The sequence below is a fragment of the Sphingobium sp. TomTYG74 genome (assembly GCF_055393875.1).
Map to the genome: position 1 here is coordinate 1,708,495 of NZ_AP027341.1, position 19,687 is coordinate 1,728,181.

At 59.6% G+C, this 19,687-nt stretch carries 14 protein-coding genes; 3 read left to right on the forward strand and 11 right to left on the reverse strand.

The features are described from left to right. Nucleotides 1–231 precede the first annotated feature (231 nt). Nucleotides 232–972, reverse strand: coding sequence for a helix-turn-helix transcriptional regulator (locus tag ACZ5TB_RS08575; RefSeq protein ID WP_464790905.1), 741 nt, complete (start codon nucleotides 970–972; stop codon nucleotides 232–234). A 578-nt stretch (nucleotides 973–1,550) separates the two neighbouring features. Here ACZ5TB_RS08575 and ACZ5TB_RS08580 point away from each other — a divergent pair. Further along, nucleotides 1,551–2,411, forward strand: a complete 861-nt coding sequence (locus tag ACZ5TB_RS08580; protein WP_464792518.1) for an SMP-30/gluconolactonase/LRE family protein — start codon at nucleotides 1,551–1,553, stop codon at nucleotides 2,409–2,411. 19 nt (nucleotides 2,412–2,430) lie between these two features. On the opposite strand, the gene ACZ5TB_RS08585 is transcribed toward ACZ5TB_RS08580, so the two are convergent. The 10 genes from ACZ5TB_RS08585 to ACZ5TB_RS08630 all read right to left on the reverse strand — a co-directional run bounded on the left by ACZ5TB_RS08585 (nucleotide 2,431) and on the right by ACZ5TB_RS08630 (nucleotide 15,358). Further along, nucleotides 2,431–3,246 (reverse strand): SDR family NAD(P)-dependent oxidoreductase, encoded by an 816-nt coding sequence (locus ACZ5TB_RS08585; protein WP_464790906.1) that lies wholly within the window; start codon nucleotides 3,244–3,246, stop codon nucleotides 2,431–2,433. Nucleotides 3,247–3,287: 41 nt separating this feature from the next. Beyond that, complete coding sequence (locus ACZ5TB_RS08590; RefSeq protein ID WP_464790907.1) at nucleotides 3,288–4,634, reverse strand: MFS transporter; 1,347 nt, start codon at nucleotides 4,632–4,634, stop codon at nucleotides 3,288–3,290. Between the two features lie 48 nt (nucleotides 4,635–4,682). Continuing rightward, nucleotides 4,683–5,096 carry a nuclear transport factor 2 family protein gene (locus ACZ5TB_RS08595; protein WP_464790908.1) on the reverse strand — a complete coding sequence of 138 codons (414 nt, stop codon included), beginning with the start codon at nucleotides 5,094–5,096 and terminating at the stop codon, nucleotides 4,683–4,685. A 32-nt stretch (nucleotides 5,097–5,128) separates the two neighbouring features. Beyond that, complete coding sequence (locus tag ACZ5TB_RS08600) at nucleotides 5,129–6,577, reverse strand: acyl-CoA reductase (protein WP_464790909.1); 1,449 nt, start codon at nucleotides 6,575–6,577, stop codon at nucleotides 5,129–5,131. Between the two features lie 38 nt (nucleotides 6,578–6,615). Beyond that, nucleotides 6,616–7,992: a hypothetical protein gene (locus ACZ5TB_RS08605; protein WP_464790910.1), complete on the reverse strand. Its 1,377-nt coding sequence runs from the start codon at nucleotides 7,990–7,992 to the stop codon at nucleotides 6,616–6,618. 204 nt (nucleotides 7,993–8,196) lie between these two features. Continuing rightward, nucleotides 8,197–8,967, reverse strand: coding sequence for an SDR family NAD(P)-dependent oxidoreductase (locus ACZ5TB_RS08610; RefSeq protein ID WP_464790911.1), 771 nt, complete (start codon nucleotides 8,965–8,967; stop codon nucleotides 8,197–8,199). Nucleotides 8,968–8,994: 27 nt separating this feature from the next. Further along, nucleotides 8,995–9,876: an SDR family NAD(P)-dependent oxidoreductase gene (locus ACZ5TB_RS08615; protein WP_464790912.1), complete on the reverse strand. Its 882-nt coding sequence runs from the start codon at nucleotides 9,874–9,876 to the stop codon at nucleotides 8,995–8,997. Between the two features lie 24 nt (nucleotides 9,877–9,900). Continuing rightward, nucleotides 9,901–10,839: an alpha/beta hydrolase gene (locus ACZ5TB_RS08620; protein ID WP_464790913.1), complete on the reverse strand. Its 939-nt coding sequence runs from the start codon at nucleotides 10,837–10,839 to the stop codon at nucleotides 9,901–9,903. Between the two features lie 74 nt (nucleotides 10,840–10,913). Beyond that, the gene (locus ACZ5TB_RS08625; RefSeq protein ID WP_464790914.1) at nucleotides 10,914–12,863 is read right to left on the reverse strand and encodes a flavin-containing monooxygenase; all 1,950 of its coding nucleotides are present in this window, start codon (nucleotides 12,861–12,863) and stop codon (nucleotides 10,914–10,916) included. Between the two features lie 1,037 nt (nucleotides 12,864–13,900). Then, nucleotides 13,901–15,358 carry a family 16 glycosylhydrolase gene (locus ACZ5TB_RS08630; protein WP_464790915.1) on the reverse strand — a complete coding sequence of 486 codons (1,458 nt, stop codon included), beginning with the start codon at nucleotides 15,356–15,358 and terminating at the stop codon, nucleotides 13,901–13,903. Between the two features lie 302 nt (nucleotides 15,359–15,660). Between ACZ5TB_RS08630 and ACZ5TB_RS08635 the strand changes: the two genes are divergently transcribed. Beyond that, complete coding sequence (locus ACZ5TB_RS08635) at nucleotides 15,661–17,895, forward strand: TonB-dependent receptor (RefSeq protein WP_464790916.1); 2,235 nt, start codon at nucleotides 15,661–15,663, stop codon at nucleotides 17,893–17,895. Next, the gene (locus ACZ5TB_RS08640) at nucleotides 17,892–18,977 is read left to right on the forward strand and encodes a PepSY-associated TM helix domain-containing protein (RefSeq protein ID WP_464790917.1); all 1,086 of its coding nucleotides are present in this window, start codon (nucleotides 17,892–17,894) and stop codon (nucleotides 18,975–18,977) included. Before ACZ5TB_RS08635 ends, ACZ5TB_RS08640 begins: the two co-directional genes overlap by 4 nt. Nucleotides 18,978–19,687 lie beyond the last annotated feature (710 nt).

The window sequence follows — 19,687 nt, forward strand, 5'->3', positions numbered from 1 at the left end:
ATGGCGTTGCTTGCAGAGGCTTACCGCCGACACGAAGCCGGCATCTTGTGATATGAAGAAGAACACCCCAAGCCAGGTCGGATTGTCTTAGAAAATAAGGAATGCGGCCGCTTACCCTATTTTAGGTAAAATGCGGGGAACCTTGCGATGAAGAGGAAATCGCATCCCTCGCCCATCCAGGCATGGAGGATGATGCCCCACGCGGAACCTTGAAATCAAAGCTCAAACATATCAGACAAGAATACGGCGGATCAGTTCAGACTGGCGATGCACGCCCACCTTGCCGAACATCGAACGCAAGTGCACGCGTACCGTGGCGAGCTTTATGCCCAAATCCACCGCAGCATCTTCAAGGCTGCTTCCCTCGCTCAGACTAATGGCGAGGCGTATCTCAGTGTGCGTAAAATCGAACAGTTTCTTGAGCACTTTGGGATCCATGGTGGCGCGCTGTGCGGTGTCCCGAAGGAATATTCCCACTTCAGGCGGGTCGCCGTCATTGCGTCCATCATGCTGAGGATTGGCGATTATCATGACCGACATGTCGTGTTCACCATGGGGACGGGACAAACTGGCGGCGTAAGTCGTTTCAGGATCTTCGCGCGCGGATTTCACAGCCGCCCACAATCTGGTCGTATCCGCCTGCCAGCAGCAGCGCAGCTGATTATTGATCAGGCGGACACCATCCCCCTCCGCCAGCATCCTCCGCGCGCGTTGGTTCAGCCATACCACCTGGTCATCACTCGCCACTATGATGAGGCCGACATTGACGCGGTTAAGCGCCATGTCGTGGAAGGACAGGTTATGCTGAAGGCGGCAAACATGCTGGGCCACCTTCATCGCTTCGGCAATATGGAAAGCCAAAGCCTGCAGTTGCACGGCCTCTGAGGGCAGAAAATGGCTTCCGCCTGCCCGGTAGAGCCTCAGCTTCGCCAGAACCTCGCCAATGAAAAAGTCGATGCCGAGCAAGTTCATTGGCGCGGACGATCCTGCGGTTTGTTCCGAATCCTGAACATGGCAGAAGGCAGCTTCGCCCTGCGCCAACCCTTTCAGCTGATCGGCTCCTCCATCAGGGTCTGGCTTGAATGCCTCACGCGTTCCGCAGCGGGCATCCACGGTCATGCAATGTCTATCCTGACCCTTTCTGGAAAAGATCGAAACGGCCTTCGCAAGGTCATAATGTTCGCACAATGCGTCCAGCACATCATACCAGGGCGTCGAAGATTGTGCCGAGCGGTAGATTGACGAGACCAGCCGGTTGTCCCGGCCGACATCGCCCGCCGTGGAAACACCGATCCTATCAACCACATTCATTGACAATCCGCTCCTGATCTTTTTATTCTTCGCCGACCTCATGGGGCCGCTGTTTGAACTAGATCATGCATTGCGGTCTTGCTCAAGCGATTCTCGACCCGCGCTGCCGCTGCTTGATGGCGATCTCGCACATTGCACTTCACTGCTGCAGCAATCTTTAAGACCGTCGTTCAGAACGGCATTTCTACAGGGAGGTGTGATTGATCACGACGCAATATCCTGAGACCGTTCTTGGAGGCTTGCACCTACCGGAATGCCCACGATGGTTTGAAGGATCGCTCTATTTTTCAGATATTCGCCAAGGCCGCATATACCGGTTGAAAGACAGCACCCCCCCTGAAATCCTTTTCGAAACGGCGAACGATTTCGTCGGCGGGCTCGGTTTCCTTGAAGATGGCGGTCTGATCGCCGTCCTGTCAAAGGGTCGCAGGATCGTTCGGATCGATCCTGATGGCGCGGTCGGGCATGCGGACTTGAGCGGACTTTGCCGCTTCGTTCTGAACGACATGATCACGGCGAAGGGCCGAGCCTATGTGAGCCAGCCGGGCCGCGACGTCTGGGCCAGCGAGCAGCAAGGCATGCCCGAGGCGACCGACCTGCTGATGGTGGATGTCGATGGCAAGTCCACGATCGCGGCGCAGCAGATGATGGGACCGAACGGCGTGGCGGTCAGCGCGGATGGCAAGACACTCTATGTTGCGGAAAGCTCGGCGATGCGGGTGTCCGCCTTCACCATCGACATGACGTCGGGTACGCTTTCGGACCAGCATGTTTTTGCGACCCTGCCCGATGGCGCGATCCCGGATGGTATCTGCCTTGATGATTCAGGCGCCGTGTGGACGGCAGCGCCCGTCTCGTTCAACGCTGGCATGGTAAGCAGCGGGCCGGGCGTGCTCCGCATCGACCAGGAAGGACGGGCGACCCACCGCGTACCCATGCGGCCAGGCAGGCGAGCCCTTGCCTGCACTTTCGGCGGCTCGGGCCGATCAACGCTCTATATTTGTACTGTGCCTGATTTCGAAGGCTCGGCCGCAGGGAGTGAAGGTGAAGGCTGCATCGAGAAAGTCACACTTGATTTCTCAGGAGCGGGAAGCCCCTGAGTGGGCCGACGCAGCTACCTCAATATTGAATGCCCAAGCCGCCGTCGTGGCAAAAACCTGCGCCCGTTACAAAGCGCGCCTCATCCGATGCGAGGTAGACGAAGAGGTGCGCCGCATCCTCCGGCTGCCCCGCGATCTTCAGCGGGTTCCGCCCGGCAATCTCCTCGATCGCGCTGTCCACGGATGAGAACATGCCGCTCTGCGTATATTCCTGAAGCCCTTCGCGGACCAGCGGCGTCACCGTCAGGCCCGGATGGACTGAATTGACGCGTATCCGTTGCGCGCCGAATTCCTCTGCCCCACACATGGTGAGCATGCGGGCGGCCGCCTTCGACACATGATAGCCGATATTGTGGCTGCTCGTTTTGTAGCTCGCCATAGAGCAATTGTTGATGATCGAACCGCCGCCCTCAAACCGCTCGATCGAGCCTTCCAGCGCGGGCGCGCAATATTTCATGCCCAGAAAGAGGGCGTCATGGTTGACGGCCATCACTTTGCGCACATCCTCAAGACTGCTGTTCTTGATGCCACCATGGATGGAAATCCCGGCATTGTTCACCAAAATGTCCAGCCCGCCGAACTCGGCGACGACGTCCGACACCAGTCTCTCCCACTGGCCCGGGTTGGTGACGTCATGCGCCACCAGTTTGAACCGGCCCGGAGCCTTCAGATCGCTGATCCGCGCTGATATGGCTTCGCTTTCGTCAGCGCGCAGATCAGTGCCGATGACCGCTTTGCCACCTTCGCGCAGGAAAGCCTCGCAGATCGCCAGGCCGATATTGCCGATCCGTCCGGCTCCAGTCACGATGGCTACTTTGCCTTTGAGACGATCCATTCTGAATTCCTTTTGTTCCGCCAAGCTATGCTTGGTGACTATCAGTGCGCGGCCGGGCGATCACCACTGCCGCCGGGAATGGCGAACACCGCTTTTGCCAGCCACATGGCAACCAGCGCCGTAATTACATAGACAACGCTCAGCAGCACATAGCCTTGGCCGATCGAAGATCCCGACCGTGTCAGCGCCGTCATGCTGAAGGGCACCACGAAATTGCCCAGATAGAGAGCCATCATCGCGATCCCGGTAGCGCGGCCTCGATACTGGGGCAGACAATAATGCAGCAGCATGTCGGTCGAAGTGGGAATGAACAGGCCCATGCCCGTGGCCGTCAGGACAAGACCCGCACCCACCAAAGCCGCGTCATCCGCCCCGGACAGTATCGCGCACCCCGCTGCCATGAGCAGGAAGGACAAGATCATCAGCGCGCGCCCACTTACGCGCCGGGATATGAACGGGAATAGCAGCGAGGCAGCAACGGTCGTGAACGCTGCCGCCCCTGACAAAGTGCCTGCCAGCCTGGGTGTGTGGATTCCGAGTTCCTTGAGGAGGAATGCGGAATAGACGAAGAGAGCGGCGATCCCGGTGCCATAGACGAAGTTCAGCCCATAGATCGCCCATAGCTGCCGAGGCTGCTTACCCGCCGCCGATGATTCCACGATGGTCAGGGAACGCGGGACGAAGAACAGCACCAGCATCAACGGTACAGCTGCAAACAGGTAGAGGAGATAGGCCGTACGCCAGCCGGACTGGGCCGCCCAGCCGCCGCACATCGCCAAAAACATCGACGACAAACCGATGAAGGCTACCCGGCCACTTATCATGGCACGCCTGCGGCCCGCCAGGAATCCGGCAGCGATCAATGGCGTCCCACAAACGGCCAAGGCGGATTCCGCAATGCCGAACAGGAAACGCACGCCAATGATCGCATAGAGCGATTCCAGCCAGTAAGGCAGTATTCCGATGATCATATAAGCGACCATCGACCAGATCAGAAGCGGGCGGACGCCGATACGGTCGCCAAGCGCGCCCATGAATGGCGCGCACATGGCGATCATCAAGCCAGGCAGCGTGACGACCATTGGCACGAGAATATCGGCTTGCGCCACACCGGCGAATTCCGCCTGCATCAGCGGCAGGGATGGGGCAACGAAATGCATGCCCGCAGGCGAAAGCATGCTTTCGGCAAACACTGCCAATATCAGGCCGAAGGAGCCGCCTACCGCCCCGGCGGCGACGCCGGAAGTCGCACCGGTCTTTCGATCCTTGGCAGATTCCAGTCCGCCAGCCGCCAACTGCGGTCCCGCTATCCTCGCCGATGAGTCTGCCAAATCGATTATCCTCTCCATGACGCGCATCTTCAGGTCAGCGCTGCCAAACTCATTCATGATCCCGGCGCTTGGGAACGACTTTGCGAGCGCCTTCGCCGTCTATGGCTATTGATCCTTGACCGAAGAAGCGAAGGCCAGCGAAATTCGGCTTGGATCCATATACTCGCGCACCTTCAATATCTTCCCGTCGCGAACGACATGGAGCATATGATAAGTATTGGCATAATCGATGCCGTCGATCGTCACCGCCTGCGACGTCGCTTCCATGGCCACGCGGTCATCCTCCGCAGTCATCACCCCAGGCGTGACCCGCACCCCGGCTTTAGTGCCCGCAGCGATTCCGGCGAACATCGGACCGCATTGGTCCTTGGTGTAGGTGCCGGAAACGCCGGGCAGATCACCGGCGACCCACCATGACGCGTCATCATCCAGAAGGTCGAGCGCCTCGTCGAAGCGGCAGTCCGAAAAGGCGCTCCAGAATCGCGCCACGATCGCCTTATTGTCTGATTGTTGAGACATTTTCAGTCGTCCTCATCAAATATTGTCGGAACTCAGGCGGCAGCGCCGAAATGGCCAGCGGGCGCGTCGGCGATTGCCGTGTCATCGCGTATCCAGCGGACCATGCGCCGGACAGGTTCGATGCCGTCCTGCGGGCCGCCAAAGCCGCCCAACGTCGCTGTCCCAAGAGAGGTGAGCCGCTGGCCTCCCCGAAGCGCGCATTTGTCGCGGATCTCGCTCTTCAGCGCATCGGGATAGATGCCGATGGTCTGCGTGTGGATGGTAAGCCGGTTGACGGCCTCATCGACTTCATCGACCGGAATTATGTTCGCCACGCGGCAATCCAGCCTGTCGGCAAAATCCACGCCATCGGGATATTGCGAAACGATGATCCCGCCTTCGGACGATCGCCCGCCGAAGACACGGAATATGCCAGAATGGCGAACACCTTCTATCTCTTCGCGGAGGGTTGTGTCGAAAGCCGGGTGGGCGCTGCTGAGATGCGAAGGCAGTTTCTGCATCGCGTCGAAGACCGCGCGACCGAAATCATTGGCGCGCTTGATCCCGTCAGCGTCCGTACCGGATTCGAGGTAGAGGGTGCGGGCATTGATGCATCCGGCCTGGTTCAGATAGCCGATATCGCGAGCTGCCATTTCAGCGGCGTGCATCATGGACGCTTCGGAGTCGAAAGCCGCCCGCCCGATGATCGACGCGCTGCTCTTGGGATCGAGTGCCACGAGGTCGAGGCCGGGGCCGAGATAGTTGCGAATGCTTTCCATGGAGGAAAAGCCACCCCACGCCACGATCTTCTCAAGGTTGATCGGCCGGTACAGTGCCCTTTCCACATTCTCGTCCCCGCCCTTCCAGTAGGCGACGCTGACATGCTTCGTCACGGGGTGGTCCGGCGCCATTTCGATCATGGTCTGAACGACGGCAAGACAGAAATAGAGGTCGTTGGACGGTATCTTGATGATGGCGTCGCTGCGCGTGAAGGCGTTTACAAGCAGAGTCTGCAGAGCGATAACCCATCCATTGCCCGCAATGACGTGAACGGCCCGCGCACCAAATGCCCTTATGGCATAATCACGGCCACCCGCGGTGCCCGGTACCCATCCTTCCAGATATTCCCGGCCGATGCTGTTGGTAATCTGCTCCTCGATTGCGGCGCGGCTGAGCAGCATCGGGATCAGGCCATATTGGAAGCGGAGCATCTCTTCGCTGAAGCTGGACGTACCGATGCTCATTTCAAGCGCCTTTTGCACATGGACATTACTGTCCAGCGCAAGATGCTTCCCCAGATCAACGAAGTAATCGATGATCTCATCCAGCGAGATTTGATAAAGATCATTCTGCTGCCAGGGATCGGACAGGACGAGCTGATCGATATATTTCGTGACATCCGGGGACTGGAAAGTGAACTTTCCGCCCCGGGTCGAATGGGTCTTGAGATTGTCGGTTATGATTTTGCCACGAATGACGAGCGGCACAATAGGATCGGACATATCTGCTTCCAGTTGGGAATTGCTCACTTGCCGAGCGCTCAAGCGGTCAACGTCAGGTCCGTCGCACGCTCGTAAGCGCCAGCGGACACCGCGCAGGTGATCTTGTCGTCATCTTTCAGGCTGCTGTAGCGCGCAATCTCAGGACTCATCCGGGGACCCTTGCGTCCACAGCCACATTCGCCGCTGAACTGCACCTTCACTCTGTCACCTGAAATGCAACCGCCCCAATAAGTCTGCGGTAGAAGATCGAACAGCGCCAGCCGCCCAGTGACTTCGGCCTCGCGCGCAAGTGGGACGCCCGTATCGGGATCCAGAACGGACATGAACACCCAGGGCGGGAAGTGGAACTCGCCATGGCTGCAAAGGCGCGCAACGGCATTGATCTCAGACATGCCGTAAACCTCATTGATGCGGTGAGGAATGCGGCGCCGGACGACGTCCATCCAGTCGTCGGGGAAAGCTGTCCCTCGCAGGCCCGAGCCGCCGCCCGCCTGAATGTAGCTGTCCGGGGTCAGGGTCACGGTCAGGTCGCGCTTTTCTGCCTCCAGCGCGATGGAGTAGAGCTGGGGCGCTGCCGCCATGACGAACACCCTCTCGCCCGCATGACCAACCACCAGTTCGTTCAGGAACGCGTCCCACTCCGCCTCTTTGTTTTGAAGCTCGCGCTCGCGAACCTGGCGCAGGCGCTCACGCAAATCCGCCTGTTTTGCATCGAGCTGCAGGGTCTCACCCCGGTTTGCCGCCGCCTGCAATTTCGCCGATAGCCAGTGCATGTCGAGGTCCCAATGGCCATCGCCAACTGTGTAAACATGCTTGCCGGGACGCCCCGCATAATGAAAGTCGCGCAAGATGCGGAATGCTGTCGGCAGGTTATGATGACCGCTGGCGACCGGCCAGGGGCAGAAGAAATCAACCTCGCCGGTTTGAAGCCCGGAATCATCCTCGTCTCGGAAACCGCTGTTGCCGAACATATAGCCATAGTGGGAAAAGAGCTGTTCGTCCGTGCTTTTGGGGAAGAAGGAAATCTTCCCACTCGTGCCCGAAGAGCACATCGGCCGGATCGGCGTATCGCGTTCCAGCACCGAAATCCATTCCTCCATCGACTGGCAGCCGCTGGTGTCCGTCGATTTCAGATCATGCGTCGTGAACGCCGACAGCCAGTTGGTGAGCTTGCCGAACTCCTTGTTCTCGATGAATTTTTCGGTGTAGGATTTGTAAGTCGTATGCGGGAAGCAGAGCGCGGTTATGTCGCCCACGCCGCTGATTTCCGTGATCCCGATATCTTCGGCGAGATTGTTGAGGATGCCGAGCCGGTTTCGCAGTTCGGAAAAGCGTCTGGCGATAGTCGAAAGCTGAAATGCCTCGACTTCGGCATAGTCGATCGACCAAAGCCGTTCCGTACCAATGTCCATCATATTCGATGGATCGTTCAATACTGTCTCAAGATCTGAGATGCTGCCCATTTTCCAACCTTTGTTATCTTGCTAATTTTTGTTCAGCCGCTGTCGTCATCAATGATAAATTGGAGCGCGCACTGACCACTTCATCGATCGAGGCCCCGCTACAGTATCGATGGCTAAAAGCTCGTGACGGCAAACGCTTACCCCGAATGAGGTAAATCAACGCATCAGCGCGCCGCCGTTCACATGATAAACCTGACCATTCATCCAGCGCCCGTCATCCGACAACAGCATGGCGACCATCGCCGCTATATCGGCCGGGTCACCCAGTCGCGGCGATGGCGTCTGGCTGCCCATTTGGGACAGCAGTTCGGACGTCATTGCGCCACTCTCCGTCATTTCGGGCGTAATCACATATCCGGGCGCGACGCAGTTGGCCGTCACGCCACCGCGCCCCCATTTCGACGCGACATGCCGCATCAACGCGTTCAGCCCGCCCTTGGACGCTGCATAAGCCGGCCGAAGCGGATCCCCCATGTCGGCAGCAGCCGAACTGGTGTAAACGATCGCGCCACCGCCGCGAGCCAACAGATGCGGCAGCACGGCGCGTGTGCAGAGCAGATGCCCCCGCAGGTTTACCGTCAACGTCCTGTCGAATACCGCCAACTCTTCCGTCAGCACATCGCTGTCCTGCATGATGCAGCGCATGTCAGCCGCGTTGACATGCGCGCCGTCCAGCCCGCCGAAACGCTGAGCAGCGGCATCGACCGCCTTGGTGACCGACGCTTCGTCGGCGAGGTCGATGAAGGTGGCGAAAGCCTCTCCTCCTTCGCCCGCGATCTGATCCGCCACCGACGTCGCCGCGGCTAGATTGATGTCGGCCAGACACAGGCGGGCACCTTCAGCGGCCAGTCGACGCGCGGTGGCCGCCCCTATGCCGGTGCCGGACCCAATCACGATCAACCCTTTGCCGCCCAATCGCTCTTTCATCCCAATCCCCCTTCGTCCGAACGGCACTCACTCACCTGCCGACGCAGCGCAGGATCGCTCAGGCAGCATCTGGCGGACCTGATCGCTGAGCACCGGTGCCTTTCCGCTTCCCAGAAATTCGATCCGCGTGTCGATCAAGAGCTTGAGGAGGTCGGGATGGGTGGAGACCCAGAATGCGTTGGCGGCGACTTGACTGAGGATTTTCTCGCACGCCTCCGGCAGTTCCATGCCATAATCCTGCATCCGCAGCCGCATGGAGTCCCTGTAGGGATGTGACGCCTCGCTTTCGCCGGCGCCAGCCTCCCGGTCGAAGATCCGCGTCTTCACCATGCCCGGCAGAACGCTCGCAACATGAATCGGCGCGTTCATATAGTCCATTTCCAGATACAGGCCTTCGCTGAAGGACTGGATCGCGTGCTTGGACATCACATAGGCGAGGTTGGCGGGCATCATCCCAAAAGCCGCGCCTGACGCGACATTGGCGATCCAACACTCCTCGCCGCTAGCGATCATCCTCGGTACGAACGCCCTGCACCCATGCACCACGCCGTGGATGTTGACGTTCAGCGTGGTTTCCCACCGCTCAGCGGGAATCTCCCAGGAGCAACCCATGGTTTCGATGCCCGCATTGTTGATCAGCAGGCGAACCGAACCATGGCGGGCGAACACCGTTTCCGCCAGACGGTCTATCTCTTCATACCGCGACACATCGACAGTCATCGCTTCGGCCAGGCCGCCTTCGGCACGGATTTCCTGCGCAACCTGCTCGGCCCGCTCACCGACAAGGTCAGCGACGACGACCGTCATCCCGACCTTCCCCGCGCGCTTGGCGAGGCCCATGCCGATGCCGGAGCCAGCGCCCGTGATAACCGCCACGCCCCCGCTGAATTTACGTTCTTCTTCCGTCATTGGTAACACCTTGTTGATGCGGTCTTATGATTCGCTGCCGAAGCGACGGCGCAGGAAAGCGCATGCGTCGTCCATCGACTGCCGCGCGCCTTCGACTGCGCCGACATAGGCCATGAAGCCATGCGTCATGCCTGCGTAGCGATGGATTTCCGCCTCCACGCCCGCCGCGCGGAGCAGATGTCCATAGGCCTCGGTCTCATCACGAGCGGGGTCACACTCCGCCGTCGCGATGAACGCAGGGGGTAGGTCTGCAAGGCTGCTGGCACGCGCGGGACTGGCGCGGAAATCGGCATATTGCGCCTCATTTTCGAGATAGAGGTCCCAGAAATAATGTACGTCGGAGAGCCTGAGACCCGGCCCGTCACCGAATTCGCGTGTGGATTCGCTGTCGCTCAAAGGATGGTCGCCCGGCCCGTACCAGTTGACCTGCGCCGTCAGACGAGGCCCCCCGGCATCCCGCGCCAGGATCGCCATGACGCAAGCCAGCACACCGCCCGCGCTGTCCCCCGCAACCGCCAAGCGGGACGGATCGCCGCCCAACTCTTCCGCATGAGCCGCCGCCCACTGTACGGCAGCCCATGCATCTTCGGGCGCCGCCGGGAATTTATGTTCAGGCGCCAGCCGGTAATCGACCGACATCACGACGCTTCCCACCCCTGCGGCGAGGGAGCGCGGGATGACATCCTGCGTATCCAGGTCGCCGACGACAAACCCGCCGCCATGGAAATAGACGATGATGGGGAAAGGCCCCGTCCCGAGTGGCGTGTATACCCGCACACGTATCGGACCTACCGGACCGGGAATGGTTCGATCCCGGACATCGGCAAGGCTGACCTCCACGCTGGGACGGGAGGAGGCGGATTCGCGCAAAGATTTCCGCAGGAACTCGATCGGAATGTCGCGCAACGGGGGATATGGCGGCGCTTCTGCTATCATCTTAGCAAAATATGGGTCGAGCGGCATTTGCCCTCCTCTCTCTCATGTTATCAGCGTCCGCTCTTGTGGCGGTTTGCCGCGCCTATGTGGGTTGGAATTGATTACATGGACAAGCGGGTGGGCGTCCGCACTTCATCTTCGCCCGCATCGGCCTTCCGCCTGATCTCGAAATCCTCCGCACGCGGCGAGCGGGTGTCATGCCAGATATGCGAATTATGGCGCGCGATGCCGATCACGACCTTCTTGCCCTGATCCCGATAATAGCCGTGCGCATTACCACTATTAGCCCATACAGTCTGGCTAAGCTCGGCATCGACTTCTGCCACGAACCTGTCGGCCGCCTCACGCGTCACATCGATCGAGGCAAGGCGCTCATCCACCATCCATTGCAGCAGCTCGATCGTGTAATGGACCTGCTGCTCGCTGACGACCGCGTGATTTGCAACCAGATGGCTATAAGGACCGCCCAGATAGACCATGTTCGGAAAGCCGGGGATCAGAACGCCAAGATAGGAGAAGGGATAAGGATCAAACGCGTCCCGCAAGGTGCCGCTTCGTCCCCTGATGTCGAACTGACGCCCGAACATCAGCTTATAGCCGGTGGCAAGCAGGATCGCGTCGCATTCCAGCCTGCGCCCGTCAGCCAGTATGACAGCATTCTCGTCGGCGCTCTTCATTGCCCCCGACAACAGTTTCACGTGCGGCTTCTTCACCGTGTCGAAAAACCCGCAATCATGGATGATGCGCTTGGCGAAAGGCGGGTAGCTCGGCGTCAATTCGGCCTTCATGGCGGGATCGTCGCCGAAATGGCTTTCCAGATAGTCCATCGCCTGACGCTTGATCATGTCGCTGAGCGGCGATGCACCGCCGGTGCGAGCGCGGTATTCCTCGTCGATCACGGCGAGGCCGCGCAAATCCTGATACGCCAGAGCCGCCGCCTGAAATCGCAGCCATTGGTGCACAAACGGGATATTCTCCAGCGCCCACCGTTCCAGCGCATCAACGCCGGTATGAGCCAGCGGGTTGGGCACAATATATTCCGGTTGCCTCTGGACAATGGTCAGGTCGCCGACCTGATCGGCGATAGCGGTTGCCACCTGAACCCCGCTACAGGCGCTGCCGACCAGCACCACCTTCTTGCCTTCCAGGTCGATGTCCGCATCCCATTGTGCGGTATGCATGACGGGACCCCGGAACTTGTCCAGATTCTCCACATCGGGGAAATTGGGGGCATTATTCGGCCCTACCGCCCAGATAACGAAGTCGGCCTCGTAACTTTGCGTCTTTTCCCCCTGCCTTGCTTCGACCACCCACAGGTTGCGCTCCTCATCCCATCGCGCGCCGCTCACCGCAGTGTCGAACTGGATTTGCGGACGAAGGCGGTATTTGTCGGTAATGTCCTGGATATAGTGCAGAAACTCCGGCCCAGTCGGGTAGAAGCGTGTCCAGTTGGGATTAGGGTCGAAGGAGTAGGAATAGCTGCGGCTGGGCGTATCGACGGCAGCGCCCGGATAACGGGTTTCCAGCCAGTTGCCCCCGACGTCGCCATGCTTCTCAAGGATCGTGAAGTTGAATCCCGCCTGCTGTAGCTTTACCCCGGCGTTGATGCCCATCATGCCCGCTCCGATGACCAGCACCTTGAAATCCGACGGAGGCGCCTTTTGCGGTCGACGCACACGCGTGTCCGTGGTGAAACCGCTATGTTGATAAGCCGGGCCGACGGATATGTCGGGCAACGGTTGGCCGGCGGCAAATTCGGCCATTTTGCGGAAGAGTGGAAGGTCAAGGTTCGGCAGCAGTGGCTTGGCACCCGCCTTCATTTCGGCGACAAGCATGGCGCGCACCTGGGCAGCCGCATCCTCGTAACCGTCGGCGCCGCCTTCATCGCCCCGGCGCTCACCGGTAAACATGGTCTGGTTCCTGTCCCCCGGCCGCAGGCGAAGCGCAGGTCCATGCTGATCCAGAAGTGACCGATCGCCGGTTATCTGAACCAATGCCAAAAGGGCGACGACGGGGTCTAATTGGGCAACGCTAGCTTCCAGCATATTCATGCTCGGCATTTTCCTTTGGGTTGCGATGTCTGGACGAATATTCCGACTGACCGGACATGACCGGGCATGGCTTTAGTGGGCAAGGAACAGGGAGGGATCGACGCAGCAAGGTCTCTCAGCCAGGCCGACGAATGCGTCAAAATTTCTGGCAGACAAAGAGCGCCGCTTCTCTGGAGAGACATCTCGCGTTCCTCTCGATATGTTATTGTCGTCCGTGGACATCCTGAGTGAGCATCGACCGCAGATGAACCAGAAATGATCTCGTTCCGTAATCGCAGAACTATCCTCGTGCCTCGTGACTTAGCTTGGGTATCGCGGAGCCGCTTACCATAATTATGGTAGTTTCAGGAGACCGCCATCAGAATGCGCCTAGAGGCTGGAGATAATGATCACCGGCACATCCTGTCGATGCCGAGCCTGTCCATCCGGCCCCTGCTGTTGTCGAAAATTCCAACGCTAGAAAACGGATGGCCAGCGTCGCGCCCTTAATGGATCGTATCGCACGCAGCACTTGACCAGATCTGGACGCTGAACGCACGACCCGCTTTTTAGCCGGGGCGGCGGGGAATGAGGTACCTTCCTGTGGCAATATGGGCAGAACTGCAGCTCCGGATAGGCGCTCAGTTCTCAGATAGCCCTCTATGGGGTCGGTGAAGACCCAGCTTTTTCGCAGATCTCGAGGGCTGGTGCGCTTACGATCCTCGAATAGCGCCTTGATATGGCTGGTCTTCTCGACTTTCTCAAAAGTCAAGTTGACTGACACCCCCGCCCTTACCCCCAGACAGTTTTGACGACTTTCGGCACGCGTTCGAGTCACAATTCCGTCAAAACTCAGAATCATCGACGCCCGATTCTCTGAAAACTCGTGCAAGGCAACGTCGTTTGGCAGGCACTCAATGGCATCGGCTGGCCGACTGCGGAACGACCGCTCAGGATGAACTTCGATAGGCGATCCGTCCCGGCGCCGCCCATGCAGTTGGCGGCGCCCTGATGTTCGGTGGTTCCACCCTTCCGATCGAGGACCGCGCTTGATCCCGTCAATTGGAATAGATCTTAATGTCCTTGACGATCATGTCACCTGAGCCGTCGGTGTAATCGCTAGTGGTTTTTACCGCGACATTCATGATTGGATACCAGCGGAATCCGGCAAAGGGATTGACCGCTTGATAGGTCTCTTTGCCGTCTATGAACCAGGTTATGTAATCGGGCTGGATATCCACGGCAAAACTGTGGAACCCCTTCGTAAAACCCCCGATGCCATAAACCTCGTCAGTGTTCATGAATATGCCCTGCTGGAAGGTCCGTGTGATATTGGCGCCGCCGTGCAGAGTATTGGCGGTATATCGATCAAAATCCCACCAACTCTCAAAACCGAAGCCCTCGTAAATGTCGATTTCTGGCGGCCAGCCGGCTGTGGAGATGAGCCAGAATGCCGGCCATGAACCGCGCCTGTCGGGCATCTTGGCAGTGAATTCATATTGACCGTGGCCGATCTGCACCGGCTTGGTGTTGTGACCGCTCAGAACAACCGCGCCGTAGTCATAGGCAACCCCATCCCACTCCAGCGGCTGTTTCAACTTCTGGCTATGCATGACAAGCCCTTCGTCCGTGTAACGCAGGGGCGCCTCGATCCCCGCGTCACGGTACACCCAGCCATCGAGATAGATCCCGGTTTCCTGATTGCCAGGCTGCGAGCGGCCGTTTGGCAGCTTGGTTGACCAAGCCTTGTCATGTCCCGCGTCCGACCATTTCAGCGTTTCCCTGCTCATCCGCCATTGGAGCGTGCCGCTTGGCGTGAACGTTCGCGCTTCTCGCCCTGCTGTCTGTGCGGGTGTGGCCTCCTTAAGAAAATCGCATTGCACATAGGCCCGGTCGGTGCCCATTTTGCCTCCCCACGGCGCCTCGACAAACCTGACGATAAAATCAGCCTGCGGAATCCCCAGGATGATCGGCACCTCGACCGTTTTGGTGAGCGGATCGCCAGGACGGAAGATGACGGATTTATAGATGGCCTGGTAGTTGACCCCAGCAACGCCTCTCACAAGGCCAGTGCCATCCTCCGTCATGACCCGCGCGATGACTGTGTTCGGCGTCGGCCGGTCAAGAGAGATAGGGACATAGGCGACGGTAGCACCTGGCTGATAGGTGGCCGGGCCAACCGATGCGATAGCCTGCTCCGGGTATCGGGTGCCATTGGCGAAGTCGAAGCCAGCAAAATCCCCCGCATCGGTCGATAAGGAGAAAGCTGCGGCGCTGGTGTCAGCGCTGGCAAGTTGCTGCGCCATTGCGCTGTCTATAGGAGCGCGCATGAATGCCAATGTGTTGAACTCGTCGTCTGAAGCATGTTTGCTACCTGCTTGAGCCGGTGGCGGCGCTTCATAATCGGAACGCTGAAAGCCTGCGTTTGAGGTTATGGCCCAGGCGCTCACACAGACCACAAAAAGACATGCGAACAGAGCGCCCGAAAGCGGGCGGGAGAACGATGATTTTTTCATGATGCGACCCCTGTTGTTTCTGTGGCAGATTTACCGCTTCGCTGGTTTCTCCTTTCATGGGCAAAAGAGCTGCCGCCGCCGACTAATCCGCACGGAACGCGACGCAGCTATATCACTGTATATCAATCCTTTTTTGACATAAGCGAAACGACTATCAGCATCGTCTCAACGGCTTCCGGGAACGATCCGCCGCGATCACGCCTTTGGCGGCGCTTCGTTTGGGCGACCTCGCTCCAGTTGCGAGTGACTTGCATTAGTACAATTCTTTCGCTAGCGAGCGGCCAGCAAAAAGGGGCTCCTTCATGCGTTCGGCGATTCCGACTCTGCTTTCCACCACTGCAATCCTGCTGACCACTTCTGTCCACGCGCGATCCGTGCCCGCTGAGGCGGTGGCCGAAGGAGCGATCATCGTCACGGCCGCTCGCAGCATCCTGCCCGTCAACGCGCTACCCTTGACGATCGACGTCGTGGACAAGGAAAAACTCGACCAGCAGCTCGCAATTTCCGGTTCGGTGACCGACGCGATCGCGACGCTGACCCCGTCCTTCTCGCCCACCCGCCAGAAGCTCTCGGGCGCGGGTGAAACCCTGCGCGGTCGCTCGCCGCTCTATGCGATCAACGGCATCCCGCAATCGACGCCATTGCGCGACGGCGCCCGCGACGGGTTTACCATCGACGGATTCTTTGTTGACCGGGTCGAGCTGATCTACGGATCGAACGCGCTGCAGGGTATCGGCGGCACGGGTGGCATCGTCAACCAGGTGACGGTCGGCGCACCCACGCAGGAGGGCCTTGGCGGCCGGGCGCTGTTACAGGGCACCGCCGACAACAACTTACACTCCGACGGATTCGGTTGGAAGGCTGGCGGCTTGTTCCAATACAAGGCCGGCGATTTCGACGCGACGATCGGCGCCACCTACGAAAAGCGCGGAGTGTTCTACGACGGGCGGGACCGGCGCGTAGGCCTCAACCTGACACAGGGTGAGACACAGGATTCCCGGACCAACAATCTCTTCGCGCGCCTTGGCTATGCCGTCTCCGCGACCGGTCGCATCGACTTGATCGCCAGCCGCTTTGAACTGAAGGGCGAAGGCGATTTCGTTGCCGTCCCCGGTAACCGCACCACCGGCCTGCCGACCAGCGCCGCGCGGGGCACGCCTCCAGGCGAACCGGCCGCCAATCGCACCGAGAGCGTCGCCCTGTCCTACACCGACAGCGATCTGCTGGGCGGCAATTTCGTCAGCCAGATCTTCTTCAACCGCTCCCGTGACACGTTCGGCGGCGAAGTTGCGCCGATCCCGACGTTCCAGGACCCCGCCATCGCGACCGTCAACACGCTGTTCGACCAGTCGCAAAACCGCTCCCGCAAGATCGGCGCGAAGTTCAGCTACGAACGCGCAATGCCGGGCTTCGAAGCGCTGACCGCGACGCTCGGCTTCGACGCGCTGTGGGACAAGACCGAGCAGCGGCTGATAGCCACCAACCGCGTCTGGGTGCCGCCGGCCGAGTTCCGCAGCCTGGCACCCTTCGCGCAGGCCAATCTCAAGCTGTTCGACGGCCTGGTACGCGTCGCGGGCGGTGCGCGGTGGGAAAATGTCCAGATCAAGATCGACGATTATCGCACGCTGGCATCGACGACCTTTGTCGCCTGCTCGGCCAGCCTGCCGGTGGGCACCCCTTGCGGCGTTTCGACCTATGGCGGTGTCGCGGTCGCTGGTGGCAAGCCCAAATTCGACGATCTGCTGCTGAACGGCGGGGTCATCATCGAGCCGTGGGACGGCATCCGCGCCTATGCGAGCTATGCCGAGGGCTATACCGCGCCCGATGTCGGCCGCATCGCCCGGTCGATCAATCTGTCGGGCGTCGATATCGACAGCTACCTCGCCATCGAACCTATCGTGTCGAACAACCGCGAGATTGGCGTGGAAGTGAAGCGCGGGCCTGTCGATGCATCGGTTACCTATTTCTGGTCGTCGAGCGACAAGGGCCAGCTTCTGGTCCCCGGCCTTGGCCGCAATTTCGACGTGCAACGCCAGCGCATCGAAATACAGGGTATTGAGGTCAATCTGCGCAGCGAGACACCCATAGAAGGGCTGAAGCTCGGCATCGGCTATGCCCATATCGACGGACGTTACGACAATAATGCCGACGGGAAGGTGGATACTGACCTCGACGGCGTGAATATCTCGCCTGATCGCGTCAACCTGTCGGCAACCTATAATCGCGGGCCGGTGTCGGCGATCGTGCAGACGCAGTTCTACCTGTCGCGTCGTTTCCAAGGTCTTGCGAGGGCGGCCGACGATGCCAATCCGTTGCATCCCCTCAAGCTCGGCGAAAATGATTTCGGAGGCTATCACATTACCGACGCCAGCATCCGTTACCAGACGGACTTCGGCGGGGTGCGGCTGAGCGTGCAGAACCTGTTCGACAAATTCTACATCGACTATAGCAGCGACACGCGGCTTCCGACTGACAACCTCGCCTTTTTCGCGGGACGCGGCCGCACCTTCACGCTGAGTTGGGATTATGGTTTTTGAAGACGCTTGACCTCCTGCACCGCTGGATCGGCGGATTGATCGGCCTCATTCTGGCGGTGTTGGGGTTTTCGGGCGCCCTGTTGGTGCACAAGGATGCATGGGTTCTGCTGCCGCACGCGTCCGACGCGCAAGTGCAGGAAACCACTGCCATCGCTGCTACGGTCGAAAGGATCATGGCCGATTCCGCGACCCGGCCGGAGATGATCACCTTCGCAGGGCAGAATTTCGGCCTCAACCGGTTGCGCTACCCGGACGGTTCCGGCGCCTATACCGATCAGGCAGGCAATATGGTCACGCGCTGGAGTAGCCAGTGGGAGCGACCAGAACTCTGGCTGTTCGATCTGCATCATCATCTGTTTGCGGGTGATGCGGGCGAAACGGTGATTGGCGTCGCTGCGATTGCCGGGCTGTTCTTCGTCATCTCAGGCGTCATCCTGTGGACCCGCACGCGCAAGACGTTCGAGTTCCGCATTCTGCCCAAGCGGGTGAGCCGACCGGCGATCCTGCGCCATCATCGTGATTTGGGCGTCGTCGCGGCGCCGCTGTTGACGCTGGCGCTGCTGACAGGGGCCATTCTGGTCTTCCGTCCCATGGCGGCCCTGATCTTGGGACCCGCCGCACCCGCGCAGATCGATGCCAGTCTCAAGCCGCCTTCCCATCCGCCCGTTCCATTGGCGGCAAGGCATGACTGGCGTGCTGTTATCGTGGAGGCTCGGGCGCGTTTTCCTGACGCCGAAATACGCAGCCTGTCCCTGCCTCGGCAAAGCAGCGGCCTCATCACCCTGCGGATGAAAGGGCCGAACGAATGGTTGCCAAACGGGCGCACAACCTTGTGGTTCGCGGCGGATGATGATCGCCTGGTAAAAGCACGGGATGCCTCGCGTCTGTCTCAGACCGTGAAGATCTACAACATGCTCTACCCGCTTCACGCCGCCAAGGTGGGAGGGTTGAGCTATCGACTGGTTATGACCTTCGCTGGATTGGCATTGGGCCTCCTGGGGACTTTAACCGTCTGGTCCTTCTGGTTCGCGAGAAAACGCGCCGACCGCTATGTGCCCCAATTGGCCGAGGTGCAGCGCTGAGTAGGATAAATCGGATCCACTCCGAGCATACCGCTGATTCTGTTTCTCTATGACCTTCGCCCGGTCCCCCGAGCCTAGCGCCCCCTTCCAGACCTGGAGCGCAATAGGCAGGCCAGAAAGGACCCGCTCGCGCCTGGAGCCGGGGATTTCCTGCCCAGCATCGTCCAGGGCGTTAAGAGCTATCGGACTGTAGCGGAGCGATGGGACCCAAGGCAGATTAAAGGCGCTATCGTCGGGATCGAAGTGGGAAAGCTCAGCGTCCTTCAAGATGCGGAAGGCATAGCTGTCCACCAGGAAGGGAATGTCTGCATCTTGGAGGGGACGCTGCGTCCCTGTCGCCTTCGCCTGGGCATCGGCCAACATCCGCTCATAGTCGGCTGCTGCCTGCTAATAGATTTCCGCTGCCTTCCCCTCATGAAACGTTCGGGCGCGAAGGGACCGCTTTAGCTCTCGGGCGCGGCGCGGAAGGAAGGGCCGCAAGCCAGCCGGAAAGATTCGTCAGTAAGACCGGATTCCGGTTTTCGGGTCCTTGTCAATGTATCGCACAGCCACTCCCACAGCCTCATCGCTCCACGCTCAGCGGGTGCATTTTGCACCAGCGATTGCACCAGTGAAGCAGACAGAAACCGCAGATTAGCGCGGATTTCGCAGATTCCCAACGATTTCAGGGGGTAATGGTGCCGCTTACGTGACTCGAACACGTGACCCCA

What these genes read in the sequence shown, in the direction of transcription:
- ACZ5TB_RS08615 (WP_464790912.1), bottom strand. Translation starts at nt 9,876, where the DNA reads ATGACGGAAGAAGAACGTAAATTCAGCGGGGGCGTGGCGGTTATCACG.
- ACZ5TB_RS08590 (WP_464790907.1), bottom strand. Translation starts at nt 4,634, where the DNA reads ATGAATGAGTTTGGCAGCGCTGACCTGAAGATGCGCGTCATGGAGAGG.
- ACZ5TB_RS08605 (WP_464790910.1), bottom strand. Translation starts at nt 7,992, where the DNA reads ATGATGGACATTGGTACGGAACGGCTTTGGTCGATCGACTATGCCGAA.
- ACZ5TB_RS08575 (WP_464790905.1), bottom strand. Translation starts at nt 972, where the DNA reads ATGAACTTGCTCGGCATCGACTTTTTCATTGGCGAGGTTCTGGCGAAG.
- ACZ5TB_RS08600 (WP_464790909.1), bottom strand. Translation starts at nt 6,577, where the DNA reads ATGTCCGATCCTATTGTGCCGCTCGTCATTCGTGGCAAAATCATAACC.
- ACZ5TB_RS08610 (WP_464790911.1), bottom strand. Translation starts at nt 8,967, where the DNA reads ATGAAAGAGCGATTGGGCGGCAAAGGGTTGATCGTGATTGGGTCCGGC.
- ACZ5TB_RS08635 (WP_464790916.1), top strand. Translation starts at nt 15,661, where the DNA reads ATGCGTTCGGCGATTCCGACTCTGCTTTCCACCACTGCAATCCTGCTG.
- ACZ5TB_RS08595 (WP_464790908.1), bottom strand. Translation starts at nt 5,096, where the DNA reads ATGTCTCAACAATCAGACAATAAGGCGATCGTGGCGCGATTCTGGAGC.
- ACZ5TB_RS08625 (WP_464790914.1), bottom strand. Translation starts at nt 12,863, where the DNA reads ATGAATATGCTGGAAGCTAGCGTTGCCCAATTAGACCCCGTCGTCGCC.
- ACZ5TB_RS08585 (WP_464790906.1), bottom strand. Translation starts at nt 3,246, where the DNA reads ATGGATCGTCTCAAAGGCAAAGTAGCCATCGTGACTGGAGCCGGACGG.
- ACZ5TB_RS08620 (WP_464790913.1), bottom strand. Translation starts at nt 10,839, where the DNA reads ATGCCGCTCGACCCATATTTTGCTAAGATGATAGCAGAAGCGCCGCCA.
- ACZ5TB_RS08630 (WP_464790915.1), bottom strand. Translation starts at nt 15,358, where the DNA reads ATGAAAAAATCATCGTTCTCCCGCCCGCTTTCGGGCGCTCTGTTCGCA.